Origin of the sequence: Pseudomonas koreensis, from assembly GCF_025447595.1 — a bacterium.
GTDB classification, from domain to species: domain Bacteria; phylum Pseudomonadota; class Gammaproteobacteria; order Pseudomonadales; family Pseudomonadaceae; genus Aquipseudomonas; species Aquipseudomonas koreensis_H.
In genome coordinates this window covers 306,084-326,625 of the sequence record NZ_JAOEJU010000002.1, presented here as the reverse complement: position 1 = coordinate 326,625, position 20,542 = coordinate 306,084, and the positions used below count along the sequence as shown (strand labels likewise).

The window sequence follows — 20,542 nt, the reverse complement described above, 5'->3', positions numbered from 1 at the left end:
TTTTCTCCTGGGGCGTTGGGTTTGTGGCGGCGTTTAGATCGCGTCGGTATCGGTTTCGCCGGTACGGATGCGGATCGCCTGTTCCAGATTGACCACGAAGATCTTGCCGTCACCGATCTTGCCGGTGTTGGCAGCCTTGGTTATCGCCTCGATAACCCGATCCAGATCCTTGTCGTCGATGGCAACGTCGATTTTCACCTTGGGCAGAAAATCGACCACATACTCCGCGCCGCGATACAGCTCGGTGTGTCCCTTCTGCCGACCGAAGCCTTTGACTTCAGTAACGGTAATGCCCTGCACGCCGATTTCGGACAGCGACTCGCGCACGTCGTCCAACTTGAACGGCTTGATGATGGCAGTGACTAGCTTCATGAAACTCTCTCCCGAATTGGTGGACTTGCCCCAGGAAAACAAACCCGACTCAAGTCTAAGCGCAGTGCCTGGCTTTGTAACGCTTCGTTGTCGACGCCAGCTAACCGCTCCAGACGAAACTCCCCGCTCCGTCTGCCGCACTGCATTCGTCACAGCGACTGCATCAGTGCATGGGTCGAAGGTGACTAAGCAGAAAGCTTGCCATCTCGCCAAAAACCACTGATTTCAATCCCTTGGCCGCTGCCGCAGATGCCATCACCCAAATGGCACTCGGGATACGCACAACAACGGTGCGTGGCCGTGCATCCAGTTGCGCGAAAAGCGTGCATCCGTGCCTGCGCCAATGACTATAGACACTGCGTGATACACTGCCGGCCATAGTTTCCAGGACATATCCCATGCTCGCGCCCAAAGACTTCCTCGACGCCCTGAGCGGCACCGCTTCCCGCCTGTTCAGCGGCGACACGCCGTTGCCAAAAGCCGAAATCGAAAGCCAGTTCAAGATGCTGCTGCAAAGTGCCTTCAGCAAACTGGACCTGGTGAGCCGCGAAGAGTTTGACAGTCAGATGGTGGTGCTGGCGCGCACTCGCGCCCGGCTCGAGAGCCTTGAGGCGAAGGTGGCGGAGATGGAAGCGAAGCTGACGCCGCCGGCTGAGTGAGGCCTCATTCCAGCCCGCAACTGGCTGGAAGAATTTCGTTGATGCTTGTGCCACTGAGCAAACCTGCATAACCTCAGCAAACGCGAGTGTGTCCACTAAGGATGCGCAGGCCTTGGCCTCACCGAAGCCTGCAACTGAAAACCGTCTCCTCAAGGCGGTTTTTTTTCGCCTTGAGATAGCTGCGACAATTGGTTTTCTGAGGAGTAGTCACTGCAACTGTTCAGCTCCCAGCCGTACGACCTTGGATTCAGATCAAGCGCAATGCGCCAGCCGCTGCACTTGATCACGGACGGAAGCTCCTCTCTAAACCTCAGCTTTTCGCAAATCGTAAATCGACTGAAGATTCATCCAGAACTCAGGCGTGGTGTTGAGATGGATCGCCAGCCTGATTGCCAGATCGGCGCAGATCCTGAGCTGGCATTTCACAAGCTTCTCGATCTCGGTTTCAGGCCAGTTTGTGGGCATGGCCAAGTCCATGACAGTCATGCCCAATGGCTCCATGAATTCCTTATTCAGAACCTCCCCCGGATGAATCGGGCGCATACCATTGCGGTCCATTTTTCGCCTCCAGAGGCTGCATTGAGCGGCCAAACTGGAGCATCCCATTCGGCTATTCAAGACCTCCGCCACCGTTTCGCCGACGTCCTACAACCATCAAAGCATGGCCCTACAAGAATCACCTCCCGCGCCCGATTCCGTGATTTTTTACTTGTAGTTACGCTCCTGGCCATCACCTACGCTGATCGATCCATCACGTCGAGTTTCAGAAGGATCACATTGATTGCCAGACTTTCTGGTTCTGGACTCCCTCTTGTCTGATTTGCTCACACAAAAAGAAAACACGCTGGTTCGGCACCCAGATGGTAGTTACATCTTTGGTGCGATCCCCGATATGCCAAAATTCGGCTTGCCAGGGGGGAAGATTTATTTGCGAATAGGTATTCACCGCCGAGCGAATAGTGGTTTTGGCGTAGTACACATATGGGAAGCGCACAGAACCGATTTGCTCAAGCATGGTTGCCAGACTGTCGATGGGGTAGCAGCGATTGTTGCGAAAATGATCGCCCCAGGAGCACTAATCTATTGCGAGTTCAAAGAACAGCGATGTGGAAACAGGGTCGCGGTACTGAGAACATCCATGGGAACACTGATTCTTGAACCGCGACACGAGCGCGCCACAGGATTTGGTTACTTCGTGGTGACTTGGTACCCGCAAAAGCGCGCACATGGCACGTTGGTGGGGCAGATTCCACGAGCACCATCCAATCAGAAATAAAAAAGGCGTCCGAAGGACGCCTTTTGAATATTTTTTGAGGAGTAGTCGCAGCGATTCTTTAGCTCCCGGCTTTAAATCCATGGGTTCAGAATCCGACAGGCTATCCCGTCGTCACTACTTCAGAGAAACCAGCTTTCTCTGCTGCCAAAAATGCGGGGGAGCTTTTGCTGGTGCCCAGTCCCGACGAATGCGCAGTTGCAGTCCTCGAACGGGATGATCCGTCAATGCCGGCCGAGAGTCAACGCTCCAATTCAGGGAAGCAGTGACACTGACGCCAGGTCTTGATACGTCTTGTAAACCTCAATTCATACACTGAAACCCGGCTCAACTACCCTTCAAAAACCCGCAGGAAGCGGCCCCTCGATTCAACTCAAGGAACGACCATGTCCCTCGCCATCGTCCATAGCCGCGCCCAAATTGGCGTGGATGCGCCCGCCGTCACCGTTGAAGTTCACCTCGCCAACGGATTGCCCTCGCTGACCATGGTCGGCCTGCCCGAGGCGGCAGTGAAGGAGAGCAAGGACCGGGTGCGCAGTGCGATCATCAATTCCGGGCTGCAGTTTCCGGCGCGGCGGATCACATTGAATCTGGCACCGGCGGATCTGCCCAAGGATGGCGGGCGGTTCGATCTGGCGATTGCGCTGGGGATTCTGTCGGCGAGTGTGCAGGTGCCGACGTTGACGCTGGATGATGTGGAATGCCTCGGCGAACTGGCGTTGTCCGGCGCAGTGCGGGCGGTGCGCGGGGTATTGCCGGCGGCGCTGGCGGCACGCAAGGCCGGGCGGACGCTGGTGGTGCCACGGGCGAATGCCGAGGAGGCTTGTCTGGCGTCGGGACTGAGGGTGATCGCGGTGGATCATCTGCTTGAGGCCGTGGCGCATTTCAATGGACATACACCGGTCGAACCTTATGTCTCGGACGGGCTGATCCATGCCGCGAAACCCTATCCCGACCTGAACGAAGTACAGGGCCAACTGGCCGCCAAACGGGCGCTGCTGATTGCCGCTGCCGGCGCGCACAACCTTTTGTTCAGCGGGCCACCGGGGACGGGCAAGACGTTACTGGCCAGTCGATTACCCGGGTTACTGCCACCGCTGGCCGAGAGTGAAGCGCTGGAAGTGGCAGCGATTCAATCCGTTGCCAGCGGCGCGCCGTTGACCCACTGGCCGCAACGGCCCTTTCGACAACCTCACCATTCGGCCTCCGGGCCGGCACTGGTCGGTGGCAGTTCAAAACCGCAACCCGGCGAAATCACCCTCGCCCATCATGGCGTGCTGTTCCTCGATGAGCTGCCGGAGTTTGATCGCAAGGTGCTCGAGGTGCTGCGCGAACCCCTGGAATCCGGCTGCATCGTGATTGCCCGAGCCAAGGAACGGGTGCGGTTTCCCGCAAGATTCCAGCTGGTGGCGGCGATGAATCCCTGCCCCTGTGGATATCTTGGCGAACCGAGCGGCAAGTGTTCGTGCACGCCGGACATGGTGCAGCGCTATCGCAACAAACTGTCGGGGCCGTTGCTGGACCGGATCGATTTGCACCTGACGGTGGCGCGGGAGGCGACAGCACTGAACCCTGCGGTGAAACCGGGAGAAGAAAGCGCCAGCGCGGCCACGCTGGTCGCCGAGGCCCGCGAGCGCCAGCAAAAGCGCCAGGGCTGTGCCAATGCATTTCTCGATTTGCCGGGACTGAAGAAGCACTGCAAGTTATCCACAGCCGATGAAACCTGGCTGGAGACCGCGTGCGAGAGACTGAGCTTGTCGCTGCGCTCGGCGCATCGGCTGCTCAAGGTCGCGCGGACGCTGGCGGATCTGGAGAAGCGCGCGGATATCAGTCGCGAACATCTGGCCGAAGCGTTGCAGTATCGGCCGGCGACTCAGTAAGTGCCGAGGTCGTGGCGGGCCCAAACGCGAGCAGGCTCGCTCTCACAGATCCAACAAAAACCCTGTGGGAGCGAGCCTGCTCGCGATAGCTGTTTCAGAGAGACCTCAACGGAAGCGGTCGACCTCCTGACGCAGGTCGGCTGCCAGGCCTTCCAGCTCCTTCGCAGTGATTGCCAGGTTCGACACCACTTCGCGCTGCTCGCTGTTGGCCATCGCGATGCTCTGCAGATTGCTGCTCAACAGCGTCGCGGTGCTGCTCTGTTCCTGGGTCGCGGTGGTGATCGCAGCAAACTGTTGCCCCGCCGAACGGCTCTGCTCATCGATCCGCGCCAGCGCCGACGCCACGTTGGCGTTGCGCGACAGACCTTCCTGCATCAGCAGGTTGCCCTGCTCCATGGTGCTGATGGCGTTGCCGGTTTCCTGCTGAATACTGTGAATCATGCTGGAGATTTCGTCCGTCGCCTGACGGGTGCGCGAAGCCAGGCTGCGCACCTCGTCTGCCACTACGGCGAAACCACGACCTTGTTCACCGGCTCGGGCGGCTTCAATCGCAGCGTTGAGCGCCAGCAGGTTGGTCTGTTCTGCAATCGACGTGATCACGCCGACGATGCCACCAATCTCCTGGGAGCGCTGGCCGAGGGTGTTGATCACCGTGGCGGTGCTATTCAGCGCACCAGCAATCTGTTCGAGCGACGACGATGCTTCTTCCATCGAAGTACGACCGATCTGGGTCTGCTGGGCGTTTTCCTGTGCCAGACGCTGGGTGTTCCCCATGTTGTCCGCGATGTTCAGCGATGTAGCGGAGAACTCCTCCACAGCGCCAGCCATGCTGGTGATCTCACCCGACTGTTGCTCCATGCCTTCGTAAGCGCCGCCAGACAGACCGGACAAGGCCTGGGCACGGCTGTTGACCTCTTGCGAAGCGCGGCGGATGTGCTCGACCATGGTCGACAGGGCCTGGCTCATCTGGTTGAAGGCGCGGGCCAACTGGCCGATTTCGTCATTGCTCGACACGCTGAGACGCACACTCAGATCACCGGCACCCAGGGCTTCGGCCTGACGCACCAGATCACCCAAAGGCGCCAGCTTGCTGCGCAGCAACCAGACCACGGAACCGACCGCCAGCAGCATCGCCAGCAGACTGCCGATGGCCAACTGAGTGCCGACGCTCCAGGTCACCGCGCGGATCTCGGCTTTAGGCATGCTCGCCACCACCGACCACGGGCCGCCCTCGAACGGCACCGCGATGCTGTAGAAGTCTTCAGACTTGTCGCTCCAGAACTGTCCTTTACCCGGCGCTTTCGCCAGACCATTGATCACGGAAACTGCTTGATCCACTGCCTGCACGCCGGCCGGCGCGACCAGCCACTGGTTTTTCTCGTCCAGCAGCGCCAGCGAGCCGGTCTGGCCGATACGGAAGCGCTTGAGGTTGTCGAACTGGGCGTTCTGCGCGTCGGTGTAATCGAAGCCGACGAACAACACGGCAATCACCTTGCCGCTGCTGTCACGCACCGGGGTGTATTGAGTCATGTAAGAACGATCGAACAGCAATGCGCGGCCGACGTAACCCTGCCCCGCCATCAGCTTCGCATAGGCCGGATGCGCGTGATCGAGCACGGTGCCGATGGCGCGGGTGCCGTCCTGTTTGGTCAGGGAGGTGCTGACGCGGATGAAGTCTTCGCCGCTGCGCACGAACAGCGTGGCAACACCCGCCGTCATCTGTTTGAACTCGTCGACTTCCTTGAAGTTGTTGTTCAACACTTCGCTACCCAGATGCAGGCCCGGGGTCTGGGTGCCGGCAACGTTGACCGGCTCGCTCGGATGAATGCTCAGGCCGGCGCTGAAGCGCTTCTCGAACAACCCGCTCAGGCGCTGGGTGCTTTCCCGCAGCGTGCCGTGGAAAGTGCTCAGTTGGTCGGCGAGCAGGCGTGCCTCGCTGGCCAGGTGTTCTTCACGGGTGGCGAGGTTGGCGGTATCCAGCGAACGCAGGGCGAACACCGTACTGCCGCTGATGACTATCGCCAGTATCACGGCGAGCGCGAGGCCCAGCTGCGAGGCGATCCGAGCGCGAGGTTGAGACATGGACAGCTCCTGTTCGAACCTGCTGATCCTCCCTGATCGCGGCTCGGAATATTCTAATAATGGGGGTGAGTCGTGAAACCGGCACGAAGGTTCCACCTGCACGTATTCGGCGGTGAAACCGAATACTTGAGTGAGCAGCGGGGTTATGGCTAAAGGCCGGCATTGTGCAGGCTCGAACGTTTCAGCTCAAGCGCGTGACCGCCGGCAGCGCCATGGCGCGGACTTCGCTTTGCAGGAAGTCACTGAGGCGGCGCAAACGTTCACCTCCCGGACGGGTTTTTGGCCACACCAAGTAATAATTCAGTCCACTGGCGACTGCCGTCGGCCACGGCAGACTCAGGCGCCCTTGCGCGACATCCTCGGCCACCATCAGCAAGTCGCCCATGGAAACCCCATAGCCCCGAGCCGCCGCAATCATCCCCAGTTCCAGGGTGTCGAACACCTGCCCGCCCTTGAGCGAAACCTGATCAGAAAGCCCCATATATTCCAGCCAACTACGCCAGTCCCGCCGATCCGGTGTCGGATGCAACAACTCGGCGCTGGCCAGCCGTGCCACGTCCCAGGGCTGGTCGTTGAGCAGATTCGGCGCACCGACCGGAATCAGTTCCTCTGGAAACAACAGGCTGGCTTCCCAGTCCGGCGGGAAATGCCCGTCACTCAGCAACACCGCGCAATCGAAGGGCTCGTTGTTGAAGTCCACCGAATCCACGTCCATCCATGCACTGGTCAGTTGCACCTCGTTGCCTGGCTGTAAATGCCGGAAGCGACTGAGCCGTGCCAACAGCCAGCGCATGGTCAGGGTCGACGGGGCTTTCATGCGCAGGATGTCATCTTCGGCGCGCAAGGTATTGCAGGCCCTCTCCAGTGCGGCGAACCCCTCGCGGATGCCCGGCAGCAGCAGGCGCGCCGACTCGGTCAGTTGCAGGTTGCGCCCGCTGCGGTGGAACAAGCGGCAGGCGAAGTGCTCTTCGAGTGTGCGGATGTGCCGGCTCACTGCGCTTTGAGTGATCGACAACTCCTCGGCTGCCCGGGTGAACGAACTGTGGCGGGCCGCCGCTTCGAATGCGCGCAGGGCATACAAGGGTGGAAGACGACGGGACATGCACAACGCTCCAATGGCGGGATTGCGCCAACTTAGCAGAATCGCGGCAGGATGAGTTTTAATCATGCCACCCATCCTTTTTATCCCTTTGTGCAACCTGCGCCAAACCCTGAGAATCGACGGTCTCTTGCTCCCTCTTTTATAAGGATGTGAAAACATGCAGCGTCCTGTGCGTACCGAACTCTGGGCCATCCTGCGGCTGGCGGGGCCGTTGATCGCCTCGCAGTTGGCGCACATGCTGATGGTGCTGACCGACACCCTGATGATGGCGCGCCTCAGTCCCGAAGCGCTGGCCGGTGGCGGTCTGGGAGCGGCGAGCTATTCGTTCGTGTCGATTTTCTGCATCGGCGTGATTGCGGCGGTCGGCACCCTGGTGGCGATTCGTCAGGGCGCCGGCGACATTATCGGTGCCGCCCGGCTGACTCAGGCCGGACTCTGGCTGGCGTGGCTGATGGCGTTGGGTGCCGGGTTGCTGTTGTGGAATCTGAAACCGGTGTTGCTGCTGTTCGGCCAAACCGAGACCAACGTCAACGCCGCCGGGCAATTTCTGATCGCCCTGCCGTTCGCCCTGCCCGGCTACCTGAGCTTCATGGCCTTGCGCGGCTTCACCAGCGCCATCGGCCGGGCGACACCGGTGATGGTCATCAGCCTCGCCGGCACCGTGGCCAACTTCCTGCTCAATTACGCGCTGATCACCGGCATGTTCGGCCTCCCAAAACTCGGGCTGACCGGTATCGGCCTGGTCACGGCGATTGTCGCCAACTGCATGGCGCTGGCGCTGGCCTGGCACATTCGCCGGCATCCGGCATACGACGCGTACCCGTTGCGCGAAGGCCTGTCGCGGCCAAACCGGCAATACCTCAAAGAACTCTGGCGCCTGGGTCTGCCGATCGGCGGCACCTACGCGGTGGAAGTCGGGCTGTTCGCCTTCGCGGCGCTGTGCATGGGCACCATGGGCAGCACCCAACTGGCGGCACACCAGATTGCCCTGCAAATTGTTTCGGTGGCATTCATGGTCCCCGCGGGGATGTCCTATGCGATCACCATGCGTGTCGGCCAGCATTACGGCGCCGGGCAATTGAGCGATGCGCGGATGTCCGGGCGGGTCGGCATCGTCTTTGGTGCAGTGGTGATGCTGGGGTTTGCGATGGTGTTCTGGTTGCTGCCGAATCAACTGGTTGGTTTGTTCCTCGACCATAACGATCCGGCGTTTGCCGAGGTGATTCGACTGGCCGTGAGCCTGCTGGCGGTGGCGGCCTGGTTCGAGCTGTTCGACGGCACGCAGACGATTGCCATGGGCTGCATCCGTGGACTCAAGGATGCCAAGACCACATTTCTGGTCGGGCTCGGTTGCTACTGGCTGATCGGTGCGCCGGCGGCGTGGCTGATGGCGTTCCATTTGCACTGGGGGCCGACCGGCGTCTGGTGGGGTCTGGCACTGGGCCTGGCCTGCGCGGCGATCAGCCTGACGCTGGCATTCGAATGGAAGATGAAGCGGATGATTCGGCTCGAGCCGCAAACTCAAGGCTTCAAGATCGCTCAGCCCGAGTGAGTTTCACTGTGGGAGCGAGCTTGCTCGCGATAAGGGTGTGTCAGTGACTAATCGTTCGACTGATACTCGGCCATCGCGAGCAAGCTCGCTCCCACAGGGTCTTGAGGCTAAACCACGATTCCCAGCGGAGGCTGGCTGGCATCTGCCACCAGGTAATCAACCAGCTCCGCCAACGGCAACGGCTTGCTGATCAGGTAACCCTGCACCTGATCGCAGCCGAACCCTCGCAGCAAATCCAGTTGCTCGCGGGTTTCCACCCCTTCGGCAACCACTTCCAGGTGCAGGTTGTGCGCAAGGTTGATCATCGCGTGCACCAGTTTGCGATTCTCTTCGCGCTGCTCCATGCCGCCGACGAAGCTCTTGTCGATCTTCAGCAGCGTGATCGGCAGGCTGTTGAGGTGCACGAACGATGAGAATCCGGTGCCGAAATCATCCAGCGAAAAACGCACGCCGAGGCGACCGAGGGCGTCCATGGTCTGCTTGACCAGATCGCTGCGGCGCATCACGGCGGTTTCGGTGAGTTCGAACTCCAGCCATTGCGCCTCGACCCCGCGCTCGGCGATCAGACGGCTGAGCGTCGGCAGCAACTGACTATCCTGGAACTGGCGGAACGACAGGTTGATCGCCATGTGCAGCGCCGGCAGACCGCGCTCGCGCAACGCCTGCATGTCACGCAGGGCCCGGGAAATGACCCAATAACCCAGCGGCACAATCAAGCCGCTCTGCTCGGCCAGCGGCACGAATTCGCTTGGCGCAAGCAAACCGCGCTCACTGTGGCGCCAGCGCACCAGCGCCTCAAGGCCGACGATCTGGCCATCCTGCAGGTTCAGGCGCGGCTGGTAATGCAACTCCAGCTCATCGCGACGCAAGGCCCGGCGCAGCTCGCTTTCGAGGTCGGCCATGCTCCGCGCGTTGCGGTTGATCCGCTCGTTGAAGATGTGAAAGGTGCAGCCCTGAGTGCTCTTGGCCTGCTGCATGGCGATGTGCGCGTGCCACATCAGCGGATCGGCGCCGCCCTGGGCGCGGGCATGGGCGATGCCCAGGCTGGAGCCGATCAACAGGCTTTCGCCATCGACCCAGTAAGGTTCGGCCAGGGCTTCGGTGATCCGTTCGGCCATCCATTCCGCCCGTTGCGGGGCGCGGCGGGTGTCGATCAGCAAGGCGAATTCATCGCTGCCGAGGCGCGCCAGTTGATCGCCGACTTCCAGCTGACTTTTCAGCCGCGCGACGACTTGCAGGATCAGGCGATCACCGGCCTGATGGCCGAGGGCGTCGTTGGCGTGGCGGAAGTTGTCGAGATCTAGATGCCCGAGGGCCAGGCCGCGACCGTCATTTTCGGCCAGGCGCGCCGTGAGCAAAGTCTGGAAACCCTGACGGTTGGCGATGCCGGTCAGCGGATCCTGCTCGGCCAGGCGTTGCAGAGTGTTTTCCAGCACGCCGCGTTCGCGCACATGCCGCAGGCAACGCCGGAGCATGCCGGCATCGAGGGCATCGAATACCAGCCAGTCGCTGACGCCATCGGGCGCGGTCGCCGGCTCGTGTTCCAGAAGCAATACCGTCGACAGGCTGCAACGACCAGGCGCCGGCTGCAACGCGGGAACGGTCAACAACACCGCGTGGCGGTTGTCTTCGAACAGACTGCTGACCGACTCCCAGTTCGGCGCGCTGATCAGCACCGCCGCACTCCCCAACGGAGCCAGACACTCGCGCAATAACGCTGTCCACGCTGGCTCTTCGGCCAGTAGCAGCAAACGCAAGGGTTCGACAGGCGTAGTCAAGCTGACTCCCTAGACTCTGCAATGATGTGGGCGGCGGGCATTATGCCGTTGTGGCAACCAATGACCAAATGACAACGGTTATCAAAACGTTATTTTGTGTCACGAATGAGTACATTAGCCGCAAAATCACCGCGCATCCTGCGTGAAAGTAACAAAACCGGCAAATATGAATCGCGCGGTACGTCACAAGTCGGAGAGAGCAGCACAATTTGCTGAGCCTGTTAAAATGCCGGCCCATTTCGTCAACGACTCCCGTATTTTCGTATGTCCCGACTCAATCCCCGGCAGCAAGAAGCCGTGAACTACGTCGGCGGCCCTCTATTGGTGCTCGCCGGTGCTGGCTCCGGCAAGACCAGCGTGATCACGCGCAAGATTGCGCACCTGATCCAGAACTGCGGCATCCGTGCCCAGTACATCGTCGCCATGACCTTCACCAACAAGGCCGCGCGCGAGATGAAGGAACGGGTCGGCACCCTGCTGCGTGCCGGCGAGGGTCGCGGCCTGACGGTCTGCACCTTCCACAACCTGGGCCTGAACATCATCCGCAAGGAACATGAACGGCTGGGCTACAAACCCGGTTTCTCGATCTTCGACGAAACCGACGTCAAGTCGCTGATGACCGACATCATGCAGAAGGAATACGCAGGCGACGACGGCGTCGACGAGATCAAGAACATGATCGGCGCCTGGAAGAACGACCTGATCCTGCCGGCCGAGGCACTGGAAAACGCCCGCAACCCCAAGGAGCAGACCGCCGCCATCGTCTACACCCACTACCAGCGTACGCTCAAGGCGTTCAACGCAGTGGACTTCGACGACCTGATCCTGCTGCCGGTGAAACTCTTCGAAGAACACGCCGACATCCTCGAAAAGTGGCAGAACAAGGTGCGTTACCTGCTGGTGGACGAATACCAGGACACCAACGCCAGCCAGTACCTGCTGGTGAAAATGCTCATTGGCAAGCGCAACCAGTTCACCGTGGTGGGCGACGACGACCAGTCGATCTACGCCTGGCGCGGCGCGCGGCCGGAAAACCTGATGCTGCTCAAGGACGACTATCCGTCCCTGAAAGTGGTGATGCTGGAGCAGAACTACCGCTCCACCAGCCGCATCCTGCGTTGCGCCAACGTGCTGATCTCGAACAACCCGCACGAATTCGAGAAGCAGCTGTGGAGCGAGATGGGCCACGGCGACGAGATCCGCGTGATCCGCTGCCGCAACGAGGACGCCGAAGCCGAGCGCGTGGCCATGGAAATCCTCAGCCTGCACTTGCGCACCGACCGCCCGTACAGCGATTTCGCGATCCTCTATCGCGGCAACTACCAGGCCAAGCTGATCGAATTGAAACTGCAGCACCATCAGGTGCCGTACCGTCTGAGCGGCGGCAACAGCTTCTTCGGCCGTCAGGAAGTGAAAGACCTGATGGCCTACTTCCGCCTGATCGTGAACCCGGACGACGACAACGCCTTCCTGCGGGTGATCAACGTGCCGCGCCGCGAGATCGGCTCGACGACCCTGGAAAAACTCGGCAACTACGCCACCGAGCGCAAGATCTCGATGTACGCCGCCACCGACGAACTCGGTCTGGGCGAGCATCTGGACAGCCGCTTTACCGATCGTCTGTCGCGCTTCAAGCGCTTCATGGACAAGGTGCGCGAGCAGTGCGCCGGCGAAGACCCGATCTCCGCCCTGCGCAGCATGGTCATGGACATCGACTACGAGAACTGGCTGCGCACCAACAGCTCCAGCGACAAGGCCGCGGACTACCGGATGAGCAACGTCTGGTTCCTGATCGAAGCCTTGAAAAACACCCTGGAAAAAGACGAAGACGGCGAAATGACCGTCGAGGACGCCATCGGCAAACTCGTCTTGCGTGACATGCTGGAACGTCAGCAGGAAGAGGAAGACGGCGCCGAAGGCGTGCAGATGATGACCCTGCATGCGTCCAAGGGGCTGGAATTCCCTTACGTGTTCATCATGGGCATGGAAGAGGAAATTCTCCCGCACCGTTCCAGTATCGAAGCCGACACCATCGAAGAAGAACGCCGCCTGGCTTACGTGGGTATCACCCGCGCGCGCCAGACCCTCGCGTTCACCTTCGCCGCCAAGCGCAAACAGTACGGCGAGATCATCGACTGCGCGCCAAGCCGCTTCCTCGATGAACTGCCGCCGGACGACCTGGCCTGGGAAGGCAACGACGACACACCGACTGAAGTCAAAGCCGTGCGGGGCAACAGCGCATTGGCTGATATACGCGCGATGTTAAAGCGCTAGAATTGACCACTTTTTACTAGACCTTCGACGCACAAAGCGTCAAATGAGGACAGCTTCATGGAAGCATTGCACCAGAAAATCCGCGAACTAGGCATTGTGCTTTCCGACCAGGTCCTGAAGGTCGACGCCTTCCTGAACCACCAGATCGACCCGGCCCTGATGAAGCTGATCGGCGACGAATTCGCCACGCTGTTCAAGGATTCGGGCATCACCAAGATCGTCACCATCGAAGCCTCGGGCATCGCTCCGGCGATCATGACCGGTCTGAACCTCGGCGTGCCGGTGATCTTCGCCCGCAAGCAACAGTCCCTGACCCTGACTGAAAACCTGCTGTCGGCGACCGTTTACTCGTTCACCAAGAAGACCGAAAGCACCGTGGCCATCTCCCCGCGCCACCTGACCAGCAGCGACCGCGTGCTGATCATCGACGACTTCCTGGCCAACGGTAAGGCGTCCCAGGCGCTGATCTCGATCATCAAGCAGGCCGGCGCCACCGTCGCGGGTCTGGGCATCGTGATCGAGAAGTCATTCCAGGGCGGCCGTGCGGAGCTGGATTCGCAGGGTTACCGCGTCGAGTCGCTGGCTCGCGTGAAGTCGCTGGCGGGCGGCGTCGTGACGTTCATCGACTGATCACTGACTCAACTGCGCCGCAATACTTGTGGGAGCGAGCTTGCTCGCGATGAGGCCATTACATTCAACATCGTGTTGGCTGTAAGGCCGCCATCGCGAGCAAGCTCGCTCCCACAGTGTTTTGTGTGGCTGCTACTGCGCGGTGGCCTTCAGGCCAGTGAGCAACAACCGCTGAAACAGGTCTTCCTTCAGACCTTCCGGATCGGTGAGCTGCATGCGCGCCAGATGCTCCGGAAACAGCGAAGCCTCAGGCGCATCCAGCGCTGCCTTGCCCAGTTCCAGAATCTCGGTCAGCTTGAACTTGCTCTTGAGCCAGTTCAGCGCCCGCAACAGATCCTTCTCGATCTCAGTGAAATCGCAGCCCAGCGGATACTCCGGAAACAGGTTCGGATGCCGCGCAGCAATCGCCTGCAAGCGTTGCGGGGTGTTGTCGGTAAAGCGCGGATCGAGACGGAAATCCTTCGGCAGCTTGCCGACCTTCTGCGCCTGCTCGATCAGCCCCTGCTGGAAGCGCGAGTCGCTGATGTTCAACAGCGTCTCGATTACCACCGCATCCGACTTGCCGCGCAGATCGGCGATGCCGTACTCAGTCACCACGATATCGCGCAGGTGCCGTGGAATCGTGCAGTGGCCGTACTCCCAGACGATGTTCGAACTGACATCGCCACCGGACTCGCGCCAGCTGCGCAGCAACAGGATCGACCGCGCATCGTGCAGCGCATGGCCCTGAGCAACGAAGTTGTACTGCCCGCCGACGCCGCTGAGTACCCGCCCGTCTTCCAGTTGATCCGCCACGCCCGCCCCGAGCAGGGTCATGGTGAATACGGTGTTGATGAACCGCGCATCCAGACGCTGCAGGCGCTTGAGTTCTTCCTGACCGTACAGCTCGTTGATGTAGCTGATGCGGGTCATGTTGAATTCAAGGCGTTTGCTCAGCGGTAACTCACGCAAGCGCTCATAGAAACTGCGCGGCCCGAGGAAGAAACCGCCGTGGATCGACAGGCCATCGGTTTGCGCCGCCTCGTCGAGCGTCCCGGCGTTGGCCTGCTCCTGGGTCTGCACATCCGGATAGACCTTGCGCCGGATGATTCCGGCTTCGGCCAGCACCAGCAGGCCGTTGACGAACATTTCGCTGCAGCCGTACAGGCCTTTGGCGAATGGCTCGATGCCGCCCTCGCGTTCGATCAACTGCGCCCACTGGCTGAGGTTCGCATCGGCCAGCAAGTCCTGGTATCCGGCGTTGTCCGCCTGACGCGCCAGCAACGCTGCGGTCAGCGCATCGCCCATCGAACCAATCCCGATCTGCAAAGTACCGCCATCGCGCACCAACGTGCTGGCGTGCAAACCGATGAAGTGATCCTGAAACCCGACGGGCATGTTCGGCGTGGAAAACAGCGTGCTGCTGTCCTTCTCGTCGATCAGCAGGTCGAAGGTATCGATATCGACTTCGGCGTCGCCCGGCATGTACGGCAACTCGGTGTGCACCTGGCCGACCAGCAGAATGGTCTCCCCCGCCGCCCGGCGTTTGGCGATCATCGGGAACAGGTCGAGGGTGATGTCCGGGTTGCAACTCAGGCTCAGACGATCCGGATGTTCGCTGCTGCTGGCGAGCAACTGCGCCACCAGGTTCAGGCCGGCGGCGTTGATGTCACGGGCGGCATGGCTGTAGTTGCTGCTGACGTAGTCCTGCTGGGCCGGCGCGCTGTTGAGCAGGCTGCCGGGCTGCATGAAGAATTGCTCGATGCGGATGTTGGCCGGCAGGCTGTCGCGGTGTAGGTCGGCAAGAAACTCCAGCTCCGGGTAATCGCCGAACACCCGCTCCACGAAGGGTTCGATGAAGCGCTTCTGCAAACCGTCGCCCAGGGCCGGGCGGCCGAGACACAGGGCGGTGTAGATCGTCAGTTGCCGGTCGGGCAATCCGGCAACCCGCCGGTACAGCGCGTTGACGAAGGGGTTGGGCTTGCCCAGTCCCAGCGGCAGGCCCATGTGGATATGCGCCGGCAACCGCGCCAGTACGTCGTCCACTGCCTGTTCGATCGAACACAACTGCACCATCTGAAGCCTCCTGCCCGTTCCGTGAATAGAGGTACGACCGAGATTGCCGGTTGTTTGCTGCAAAGAACAGCCTCAGGCCTGAGTCACGGGCACAAAAAAACCGTCCGGAGACGGTTTTTTTCGTCAGAAGCGCGGCTTATTTCAGGCCGGACATCTTCTGGATGGCGCCCTTCAGCTCTTCATCGGAGCAGTCGGCGCAGGTGCCTTTCGGTGGCATGGAGTTGATGCCGGTGATGGCCTTGGCCAGGATGCCGTCGAGGCCGCCCTGGTGATCGGCGCGCTCTTTCCAGGCTGCGGCGTCACCGATTTTCGGTGCGCCCAACAGGCCGGAGCCGTGGCAGGCGTTGCAATGTTTGGCAATCACTTCGTCCGGCGTCTTGGCGCCGCCACCGCCACCTGCCGAAGCAGCGACTTCCATCCCCTTGCACTCTTGCCCTTGAACACACACCTGGCCGACCGGCTCGAGGCGTTTGGCAATATCGTCATTCGTCGCAGCTTGAGCGCTGACAGCCCAGAGGGCCAATACGGTTGCTGGTGCAGCCAGCATTTTCATAATTAGGTTCACGCGTTCACCCTCAATGGTGGCTATTCACGCCTGCGGCCACGGTTCGCAGGCGGGCGCAAGTATAGCGGTTAGCCCGCTTCACTGAAACAACCCCAAAGTCGAAGGGGTTATATCGCGCTGTGGAAAAACGTTTCGGGTGCCTTCGCCGGTATGGCCTGGCGCCTCTTTGTTTAAAAATTCGCCGGCGTGGCTGCGCTGATTAGTCGCGCCGGTGCATCGAACGGATTACGGAAACGATGCGGCTTGGTACTTTCAAAGTAGTAGCTGTCGCCGGCTTCGAGGATAAAAGTTTCAAGACCTACGACCAGCTCCAGGCGACCTTCCACCAGAATCCCGGTTTCCTCGCCTTCGTGGGTGAGCATTTCTTCGCCGGTGTCGGCGCCCGGCGGGTAGATTTCGTTGAGAAACGCGATGGCCCGGCTCGGGTGCGCGCGGCCGACCAGTTTCATGGTCACGGCGCCGTCGGAAATGTCGATCAGCTCGTTGGCCTTGTAGACGATCTGGGTCGGAACTTCCTGCAGGATCTCTTCGGAGAAGAACTCGACCATGGACATGGGAATCCCGCCCAGAACTTTCCTCAGCGAACTGATCGAAGGGCTGACGCTGTTCTTTTCGATCATCGAAATGGTGCTGTTGGTGACGCCCGCGCGCTTGGCGAGTTCACGCTGGGAAAGCCCTTTGAGCTTGCGGATCGATTGCAGTCGTTCACCGACGTCCAAGGCTGGAGCCTCCTGATGCTGTAGAAATATTGAGCGTTATCATGGCGACAGCGTTCAGTATTTACAACACTTGGGCCCCGCTCGCGCTTCAACCCTCGGAATAGAGCCTTGGCACCCGGCGCAGGTTGCAGAAGATCTGGTACGGAATGGTATCCGCCCACTTCGCCACGTCGCTGGCGAGGATGTTCTTGCCCCACAACTCGACGGTCGAACCGAGGCCGGCTTGCGGCACGTCAGTCAGGTCGATGCACAGCATGTCCATCGACACCCGGCCAAGAATACGGCTGCGCTGACCGGCCACCAGCACCGGGGTGCCGGTGGGCGCCTGACGCGGATAACCGTCGGCGTAACCCATGGCGACCACGCCGATGCGCATCGGTTTGTCGGTGATGAATTTCGCGCCGTAACCCACCGGTTCGCCCGCCGGCAGTTCGCGCACGCTAATAACTTTCGATTCCAGTGTCATCACCGGTTGCAGGCGCTCGGCCACGGCGTTGGCTTCTTCGAACGGGGTGGCGCCATAGAGCATGATGCCAGGACGCACCCAGTCGCTGTGAATCTGCGGCCAGCCCAGCACAGCCGGCGAGTTGCGCAGGCTGACTTCAGCCGCCAGGCCCTGACGTGCCGCTTCGAACACCGCAACCTGATCGGCGCTGCTTTGCTCGTGCAGTTCATCGGCCCGGGCGAAGTGGCTCATCAGCACAACTTTCGCCACTTTGCCGCTGGCCAGCAAACGCTGGTAAGCCGCCGGGTAATCCTTCGGATGCAGGCCTACGCGGTGCATACCCGAATCGAGCTTCAGCCACACGGTGATCGGTTTGCTCAATGCCGCCTGCTCGATCGCTTCGAGCTGCCACAGCGAATGCACCACGCACCAGAAATCGTGCTCGACGATCAGCGCCAGCTCGTCCGCCTCGAAAAAACCTTCGAGCAACAGCACCGGCGCACGAATCCCGGCGGCACGCAGTTCCAGGGCTTCTTCGATACACGCCACCGCGAAGCCGTCCGCTTCAGCCTCCAGCGCCTGGGCGCAACGCACCGCGCCATGGCCGTAGGCATCGGCCTTGATCACCGCCAGTGCCTTGGCACCGGTGACTTCACGGGCGATACGGTAGTTGTGACGCAGGGCTTGAAGGTCGATCAGGGCACGGGCAGGACGCATGGCAGCAGACTTCTTGGCGGTCATGGGAATAAAAACCGGCGCTGGCTGACGGCGTGAACCACCAACAGCACCGGGAGAGGGATCTTTACAACGGGTTACGGCAACGCGGCGACGATGGAGATCTCGACCAGGATGCTCGGCTTGGCCATCTTCGCTTCAACCGTGGCACGGGCCGGTGCGGCGCCCTTGGGCAGCCACTGATCCCACACCGAATTCATGCCGGCAAAGTGCGCTTCGATGTCGTTCAGGTAGATCGTCGCCGACAGCAGGTGCTGTTTGTCGGTGCCGGCCAGATCGAGCAGACGCTCGATGTTGGCGAGTACGTCGCGGGTCTGCTGTTCGACACCGGCGTTGAAGTCATCGCCGACCTGCCCGGACAGATACACCGTACCGTTGTGGCTGACGATCTGACTCATGCGCTCATTGGTGAGCTGGCGCTGGATTGCCATGCTTTGCGGACTCCTGGGTGGTGTTGCCATAACGGGAAATATCGAGGCCTTCGGCGCTGATCTGTGGTTTTTTCTTCGCCATCAGGTCGGCCAGCAATCGACCGGAGCCGCACGCCATGGTCCAGCCGAGGGTGCCGTGACCGGTGTTCAGGAACAGATTCTTGAACGGGGTGGCGCCGACGATCGGCGTGCCATCCGGGGTGGTTGGGCGCAGGCCGGTCCAGAAACTCGCTTCGGCCAGATTGCCGCCCTGAGGATAAAGGTCGTTGACGATCATCTCCAGGGTTTCGCGCCGACGCGGGTTCAGCGACAAGTCAAAACCGGCGATCTCCGCCATGCCGCCGACGCGGATGCGGTTGTCGAAACGGGTGATCGCGACCTTGTAGGTCTCATCGAGAATGGTCGAAGTCGGGGCCATGTCCGGGTTGGTGATCGGCACGGTCAGCGAGTAACCCTTCAGCGGATAAACCGGGGCCTTGATGCCCAGCGGCTTGAGCAGTTGCGGCGAATAGCTGCCGAGGGCCAGCACGTAGCGGTCGGCGGTTTCCAGCTTGCCGTCGATCCACACGCCGTTGATGCGGTCACCGGCGAAGTCGAGGCGCTGGATGTCCTGGCCGAAGCGGAATTCCACACCCAGTTTGGTGGCCATTTCGGCGAGGCGGGTGGTGAAGATCTGGCAGTCGCCGGTCTGGTCGTTCGGCAGGCGCAGGGCACCGGCGAGGATGTCGGTGACACCCGCCAGAGCCGGTTCGACGCGGGCAATGCCGGCGCGGTCGAGGACTTCGAACGGCACACCGGACTCTTTCAGTACAGCGATGTCCTTGGCGGCGTTATCCAGTTGTGCCTGGGTGCGGAACAACTGAGTGGTGCCGAGGCTGCGGCCTTCATAGGCGATGCCGGTTTCGGCTCGCAATTCATCGAGGCAGTCGCGGCTGTACTCGGACAGACGCACCATGCGCTCCTTGTTCACCGCGTAACGGTTGGCGGTGCAGTTTCGCAGCATCTGCGCCATCCACAGGTACTGGTCGATGTCGGCGGTGGCCTTGATCGCCAGCGGCGCGTGGCGTTGCAGCAGCCATTTGATGGCCTTGAGCGGAACGCCCGGCGCAGCCCACGGCGAAGCGTAGCCCGGCGAGACCTGGCCGGCGTTGGCGAAACTGGTCTCCATGGCCGCGGCAGGCTGGCGGTCGACCACCACCACTTCAAACCCGGCACGGGCAAGATAGTAAGCACTGGCGGTACCGATGACGCCGCTACCCAAGACCATAACGCGCATTTTTGTATCCCTCATCGCGGCGTGCCGCGCATGTGTGTTGTCAGAGCAATGATGCGCGCAGTGTAAAAAAGATTTGCCAGTGCTTTTCACTGTATAAGCGCCTATATTTGGCGACAATTCTCGGCAGAAACCCTTTTCACGGAGGCGCATCCCCTATGCGTACCAACACTCAGACCAAACGTGAGCTGGACAAGATCGACCGCAACATCTTGCGGATCCTGCAGGCGGACGGGCGGATTTCATTCACCGAACTGGGCGAGAAGGTCGGGCTCTCCACCACGCCGTGTACCGAGCGGGTGCGGCGCCTGGAGCGCGAGGGGATCATCATGGGCTACAACGCCCGCCTGAATCCGCAGCACTTGAAGGGTAGTCTGCTGGTGTTCGTCGAGATCAGCCTCGACTACAAATCCGGCGATACTTTCGAAGAGTTCCGACGTGCGGTGCTGAAATTACCCCACGTACTGGAGTGCCACCTGGTGTCAGGGGATTTCGACTATCTGGTGAAGGCGCGGATTTCCGAGATGGCCTCGTACCGCAAGCTGCTGGGCGACATCCTGCTCAAGCTGCCGCACGTGCGCGAATCCAAGAGCTACATCGTGATGGAAGAAGTGAAAGAGAGCCTGAGCCTGCCGATTCCGGATTGAGACTGGCGGTGCGGCCATCGCCAGCAGGCTGGCTCCCACAGGAACACCGCTGTACCCGTGGCAGCTAGCC

The 20,542-nt window shown here is 60.8% G+C and carries 18 protein-coding genes; 7 read left to right on the top strand and 11 right to left on the bottom strand.

The window, feature by feature from the left end:
• Nucleotides 1-33: 33 nt before the first annotated feature.
• A complete protein-coding gene (gene glnK, locus N8H71_RS05270; RefSeq protein WP_002555808.1) occupies nucleotides 34-372 on the bottom strand; it encodes a P-II family nitrogen regulator in 339 nt (112 codons plus the stop codon).
• 398 nt (nucleotides 373-770) lie between these two features.
• On the opposite strand from glnK, the gene N8H71_RS05265 reads away from it, so the two are divergent.
• A complete protein-coding gene (locus N8H71_RS05265) occupies nucleotides 771-1,031 on the top strand; it encodes an accessory factor UbiK family protein (RefSeq protein WP_007920416.1) in 261 nt (86 codons plus the stop codon).
• Between the two features lie 303 nt (nucleotides 1,032-1,334).
• Here the strand turns inward: N8H71_RS05265 and N8H71_RS05260 are convergent, their stop codons facing one another.
• Nucleotides 1,335-1,589: a HigA family addiction module antitoxin gene (locus N8H71_RS05260; RefSeq protein WP_262193187.1), complete on the bottom strand. Its 255-nt coding sequence runs from the start codon at nucleotides 1,587-1,589 to the stop codon at nucleotides 1,335-1,337.
• A 223-nt stretch (nucleotides 1,590-1,812) separates the two neighbouring features.
• On the opposite strand from N8H71_RS05260, the gene N8H71_RS05255 reads away from it, so the two are divergent.
• Together N8H71_RS05255 and N8H71_RS05250 are read left to right on the top strand one after the other, a co-directional pair.
• Nucleotides 1,813-2,307, top strand: a complete 495-nt coding sequence (locus N8H71_RS05255) for a hypothetical protein (protein WP_262193186.1) — start codon at nucleotides 1,813-1,815, stop codon at nucleotides 2,305-2,307.
• Between the two features lie 383 nt (nucleotides 2,308-2,690).
• Nucleotides 2,691-4,184 (top strand): YifB family Mg chelatase-like AAA ATPase, encoded by a 1,494-nt coding sequence (locus N8H71_RS05250; RefSeq protein ID WP_262193185.1) that lies wholly within the window; start codon nucleotides 2,691-2,693, stop codon nucleotides 4,182-4,184.
• A gap of 105 nt (nucleotides 4,185-4,289) precedes the next feature.
• Here the strand turns inward: N8H71_RS05250 and N8H71_RS05245 are convergent, their stop codons facing one another.
• The gene (locus N8H71_RS05245) at nucleotides 4,290-6,266 is read right to left on the bottom strand and encodes a methyl-accepting chemotaxis protein (protein WP_262193184.1); all 1,977 of its coding nucleotides are present in this window, start codon (nucleotides 6,264-6,266) and stop codon (nucleotides 4,290-4,292) included.
• A 181-nt stretch (nucleotides 6,267-6,447) separates the two neighbouring features.
• Nucleotides 6,448-7,368, bottom strand: coding sequence for a LysR substrate-binding domain-containing protein (locus tag N8H71_RS05240; protein ID WP_262193183.1), 921 nt, complete (start codon nucleotides 7,366-7,368; stop codon nucleotides 6,448-6,450).
• A 157-nt stretch (nucleotides 7,369-7,525) separates the two neighbouring features.
• On the opposite strand from N8H71_RS05240, the gene N8H71_RS05235 reads away from it, so the two are divergent.
• Nucleotides 7,526-8,920, top strand: coding sequence for a NorM family multidrug efflux MATE transporter (locus N8H71_RS05235; RefSeq protein ID WP_262193182.1), 1,395 nt, complete (start codon nucleotides 7,526-7,528; stop codon nucleotides 8,918-8,920).
• Between the two features lie 107 nt (nucleotides 8,921-9,027).
• On the opposite strand, the gene N8H71_RS05230 is transcribed toward N8H71_RS05235, so the two are convergent.
• Entirely contained in the window at nucleotides 9,028-10,698 is a 1,671-nt protein-coding gene (locus N8H71_RS05230) for a putative bifunctional diguanylate cyclase/phosphodiesterase (protein ID WP_262193181.1), read from the bottom strand.
• 264 nt (nucleotides 10,699-10,962) lie between these two features.
• Here N8H71_RS05230 and rep point away from each other — a divergent pair, with 264 nt between their 5' ends.
• Together rep and N8H71_RS05220 are read left to right on the top strand one after the other, a co-directional pair.
• Nucleotides 10,963-12,972, top strand: coding sequence for a DNA helicase Rep (rep, locus tag N8H71_RS05225; RefSeq protein WP_085731399.1), 2,010 nt, complete (start codon nucleotides 10,963-10,965; stop codon nucleotides 12,970-12,972).
• Nucleotides 12,973-13,029: 57 nt separating this feature from the next.
• Nucleotides 13,030-13,602: a xanthine phosphoribosyltransferase gene (locus tag N8H71_RS05220; RefSeq protein ID WP_262193180.1), complete on the top strand. Its 573-nt coding sequence runs from the start codon at nucleotides 13,030-13,032 to the stop codon at nucleotides 13,600-13,602.
• Nucleotides 13,603-13,734: 132 nt separating this feature from the next.
• On the opposite strand, the gene N8H71_RS05215 is transcribed toward N8H71_RS05220, so the two are convergent.
• The 6 genes from N8H71_RS05215 to dadA form a co-directional block, all read right to left on the bottom strand.
• Entirely contained in the window at nucleotides 13,735-15,657 is a 1,923-nt protein-coding gene (locus tag N8H71_RS05215; protein WP_262193179.1) for an acetyl-CoA hydrolase/transferase C-terminal domain-containing protein, read from the bottom strand.
• 136 nt (nucleotides 15,658-15,793) lie between these two features.
• The gene (locus N8H71_RS05210; RefSeq protein WP_064600380.1) at nucleotides 15,794-16,210 is read right to left on the bottom strand and encodes a c-type cytochrome; all 417 of its coding nucleotides are present in this window, start codon (nucleotides 16,208-16,210) and stop codon (nucleotides 15,794-15,796) included.
• Between the two features lie 182 nt (nucleotides 16,211-16,392).
• Nucleotides 16,393-16,941 (bottom strand): cupin domain-containing protein, encoded by a 549-nt coding sequence (locus N8H71_RS05205; protein ID WP_007920393.1) that lies wholly within the window; start codon nucleotides 16,939-16,941, stop codon nucleotides 16,393-16,395.
• A gap of 88 nt (nucleotides 16,942-17,029) precedes the next feature.
• Nucleotides 17,030-18,103 carry an alanine racemase gene (gene alr / locus N8H71_RS05200; protein ID WP_085612071.1) on the bottom strand — a complete coding sequence of 358 codons (1,074 nt, stop codon included), beginning with the start codon at nucleotides 18,101-18,103 and terminating at the stop codon, nucleotides 17,030-17,032.
• A 95-nt stretch (nucleotides 18,104-18,198) separates the two neighbouring features.
• On the bottom strand, nucleotides 18,199-18,552 hold the full coding sequence (locus tag N8H71_RS05195; protein ID WP_039765240.1) for a RidA family protein: 354 nt from the start codon (nucleotides 18,550-18,552) through the stop codon (nucleotides 18,199-18,201).
• Entirely contained in the window at nucleotides 18,524-19,828 is a 1,305-nt protein-coding gene (gene dadA / locus N8H71_RS05190; protein WP_262193178.1) for a D-amino acid dehydrogenase, read from the bottom strand. Before dadA ends, N8H71_RS05195 begins: the two co-directional genes overlap by 29 nt.
• A gap of 155 nt (nucleotides 19,829-19,983) precedes the next feature.
• On the opposite strand from dadA, the gene N8H71_RS05185 reads away from it, so the two are divergent.
• Complete coding sequence (locus N8H71_RS05185) at nucleotides 19,984-20,472, top strand: Lrp/AsnC ligand binding domain-containing protein (RefSeq protein WP_003177284.1); 489 nt, start codon at nucleotides 19,984-19,986, stop codon at nucleotides 20,470-20,472.
• Nucleotides 20,473-20,542 lie beyond the last annotated feature (70 nt).

Bases quoted from the DNA above. Each gene is read 5' to 3' on its own strand.
- N8H71_RS05195 (WP_039765240.1), bottom strand. From the start codon at position 18,552: ATGGCAATCCAGCGCCAGCTCACCAATGAGCGCATGAGTCAGATCGTC.
- glnK (WP_002555808.1), bottom strand. From the start codon at position 372: ATGAAGCTAGTCACTGCCATCATCAAGCCGTTCAAGTTGGACGACGTG.
- N8H71_RS05185 (WP_003177284.1), top strand. From the start codon at position 19,984: ATGCGTACCAACACTCAGACCAAACGTGAGCTGGACAAGATCGACCGC.
- N8H71_RS05235 (WP_262193182.1), top strand. From the start codon at position 7,526: ATGCAGCGTCCTGTGCGTACCGAACTCTGGGCCATCCTGCGGCTGGCG.
- N8H71_RS05245 (WP_262193184.1), bottom strand. From the start codon at position 6,266: ATGTCTCAACCTCGCGCTCGGATCGCCTCGCAGCTGGGCCTCGCGCTC.
- N8H71_RS05215 (WP_262193179.1), bottom strand. From the start codon at position 15,657: ATGGTGCAGTTGTGTTCGATCGAACAGGCAGTGGACGACGTACTGGCG.
- N8H71_RS05220 (WP_262193180.1), top strand. From the start codon at position 13,030: ATGGAAGCATTGCACCAGAAAATCCGCGAACTAGGCATTGTGCTTTCC.
- rep (WP_085731399.1), top strand. From the start codon at position 10,963: ATGTCCCGACTCAATCCCCGGCAGCAAGAAGCCGTGAACTACGTCGGC.
- N8H71_RS05265 (WP_007920416.1), top strand. From the start codon at position 771: ATGCTCGCGCCCAAAGACTTCCTCGACGCCCTGAGCGGCACCGCTTCC.
- N8H71_RS05260 (WP_262193187.1), bottom strand. From the start codon at position 1,589: ATGGACCGCAATGGTATGCGCCCGATTCATCCGGGGGAGGTTCTGAAT.
- dadA (WP_262193178.1), bottom strand. From the start codon at position 19,828: ATGCGCGTTATGGTCTTGGGTAGCGGCGTCATCGGTACCGCCAGTGCT.
- N8H71_RS05210 (WP_064600380.1), bottom strand. From the start codon at position 16,210: ATGAAAATGCTGGCTGCACCAGCAACCGTATTGGCCCTCTGGGCTGTC.
- N8H71_RS05240 (WP_262193183.1), bottom strand. From the start codon at position 7,368: ATGTCCCGTCGTCTTCCACCCTTGTATGCCCTGCGCGCATTCGAAGCG.
- alr (WP_085612071.1), bottom strand. From the start codon at position 18,103: ATGCGTCCTGCCCGTGCCCTGATCGACCTTCAAGCCCTGCGTCACAAC.
- N8H71_RS05250 (WP_262193185.1), top strand. From the start codon at position 2,691: ATGTCCCTCGCCATCGTCCATAGCCGCGCCCAAATTGGCGTGGATGCG.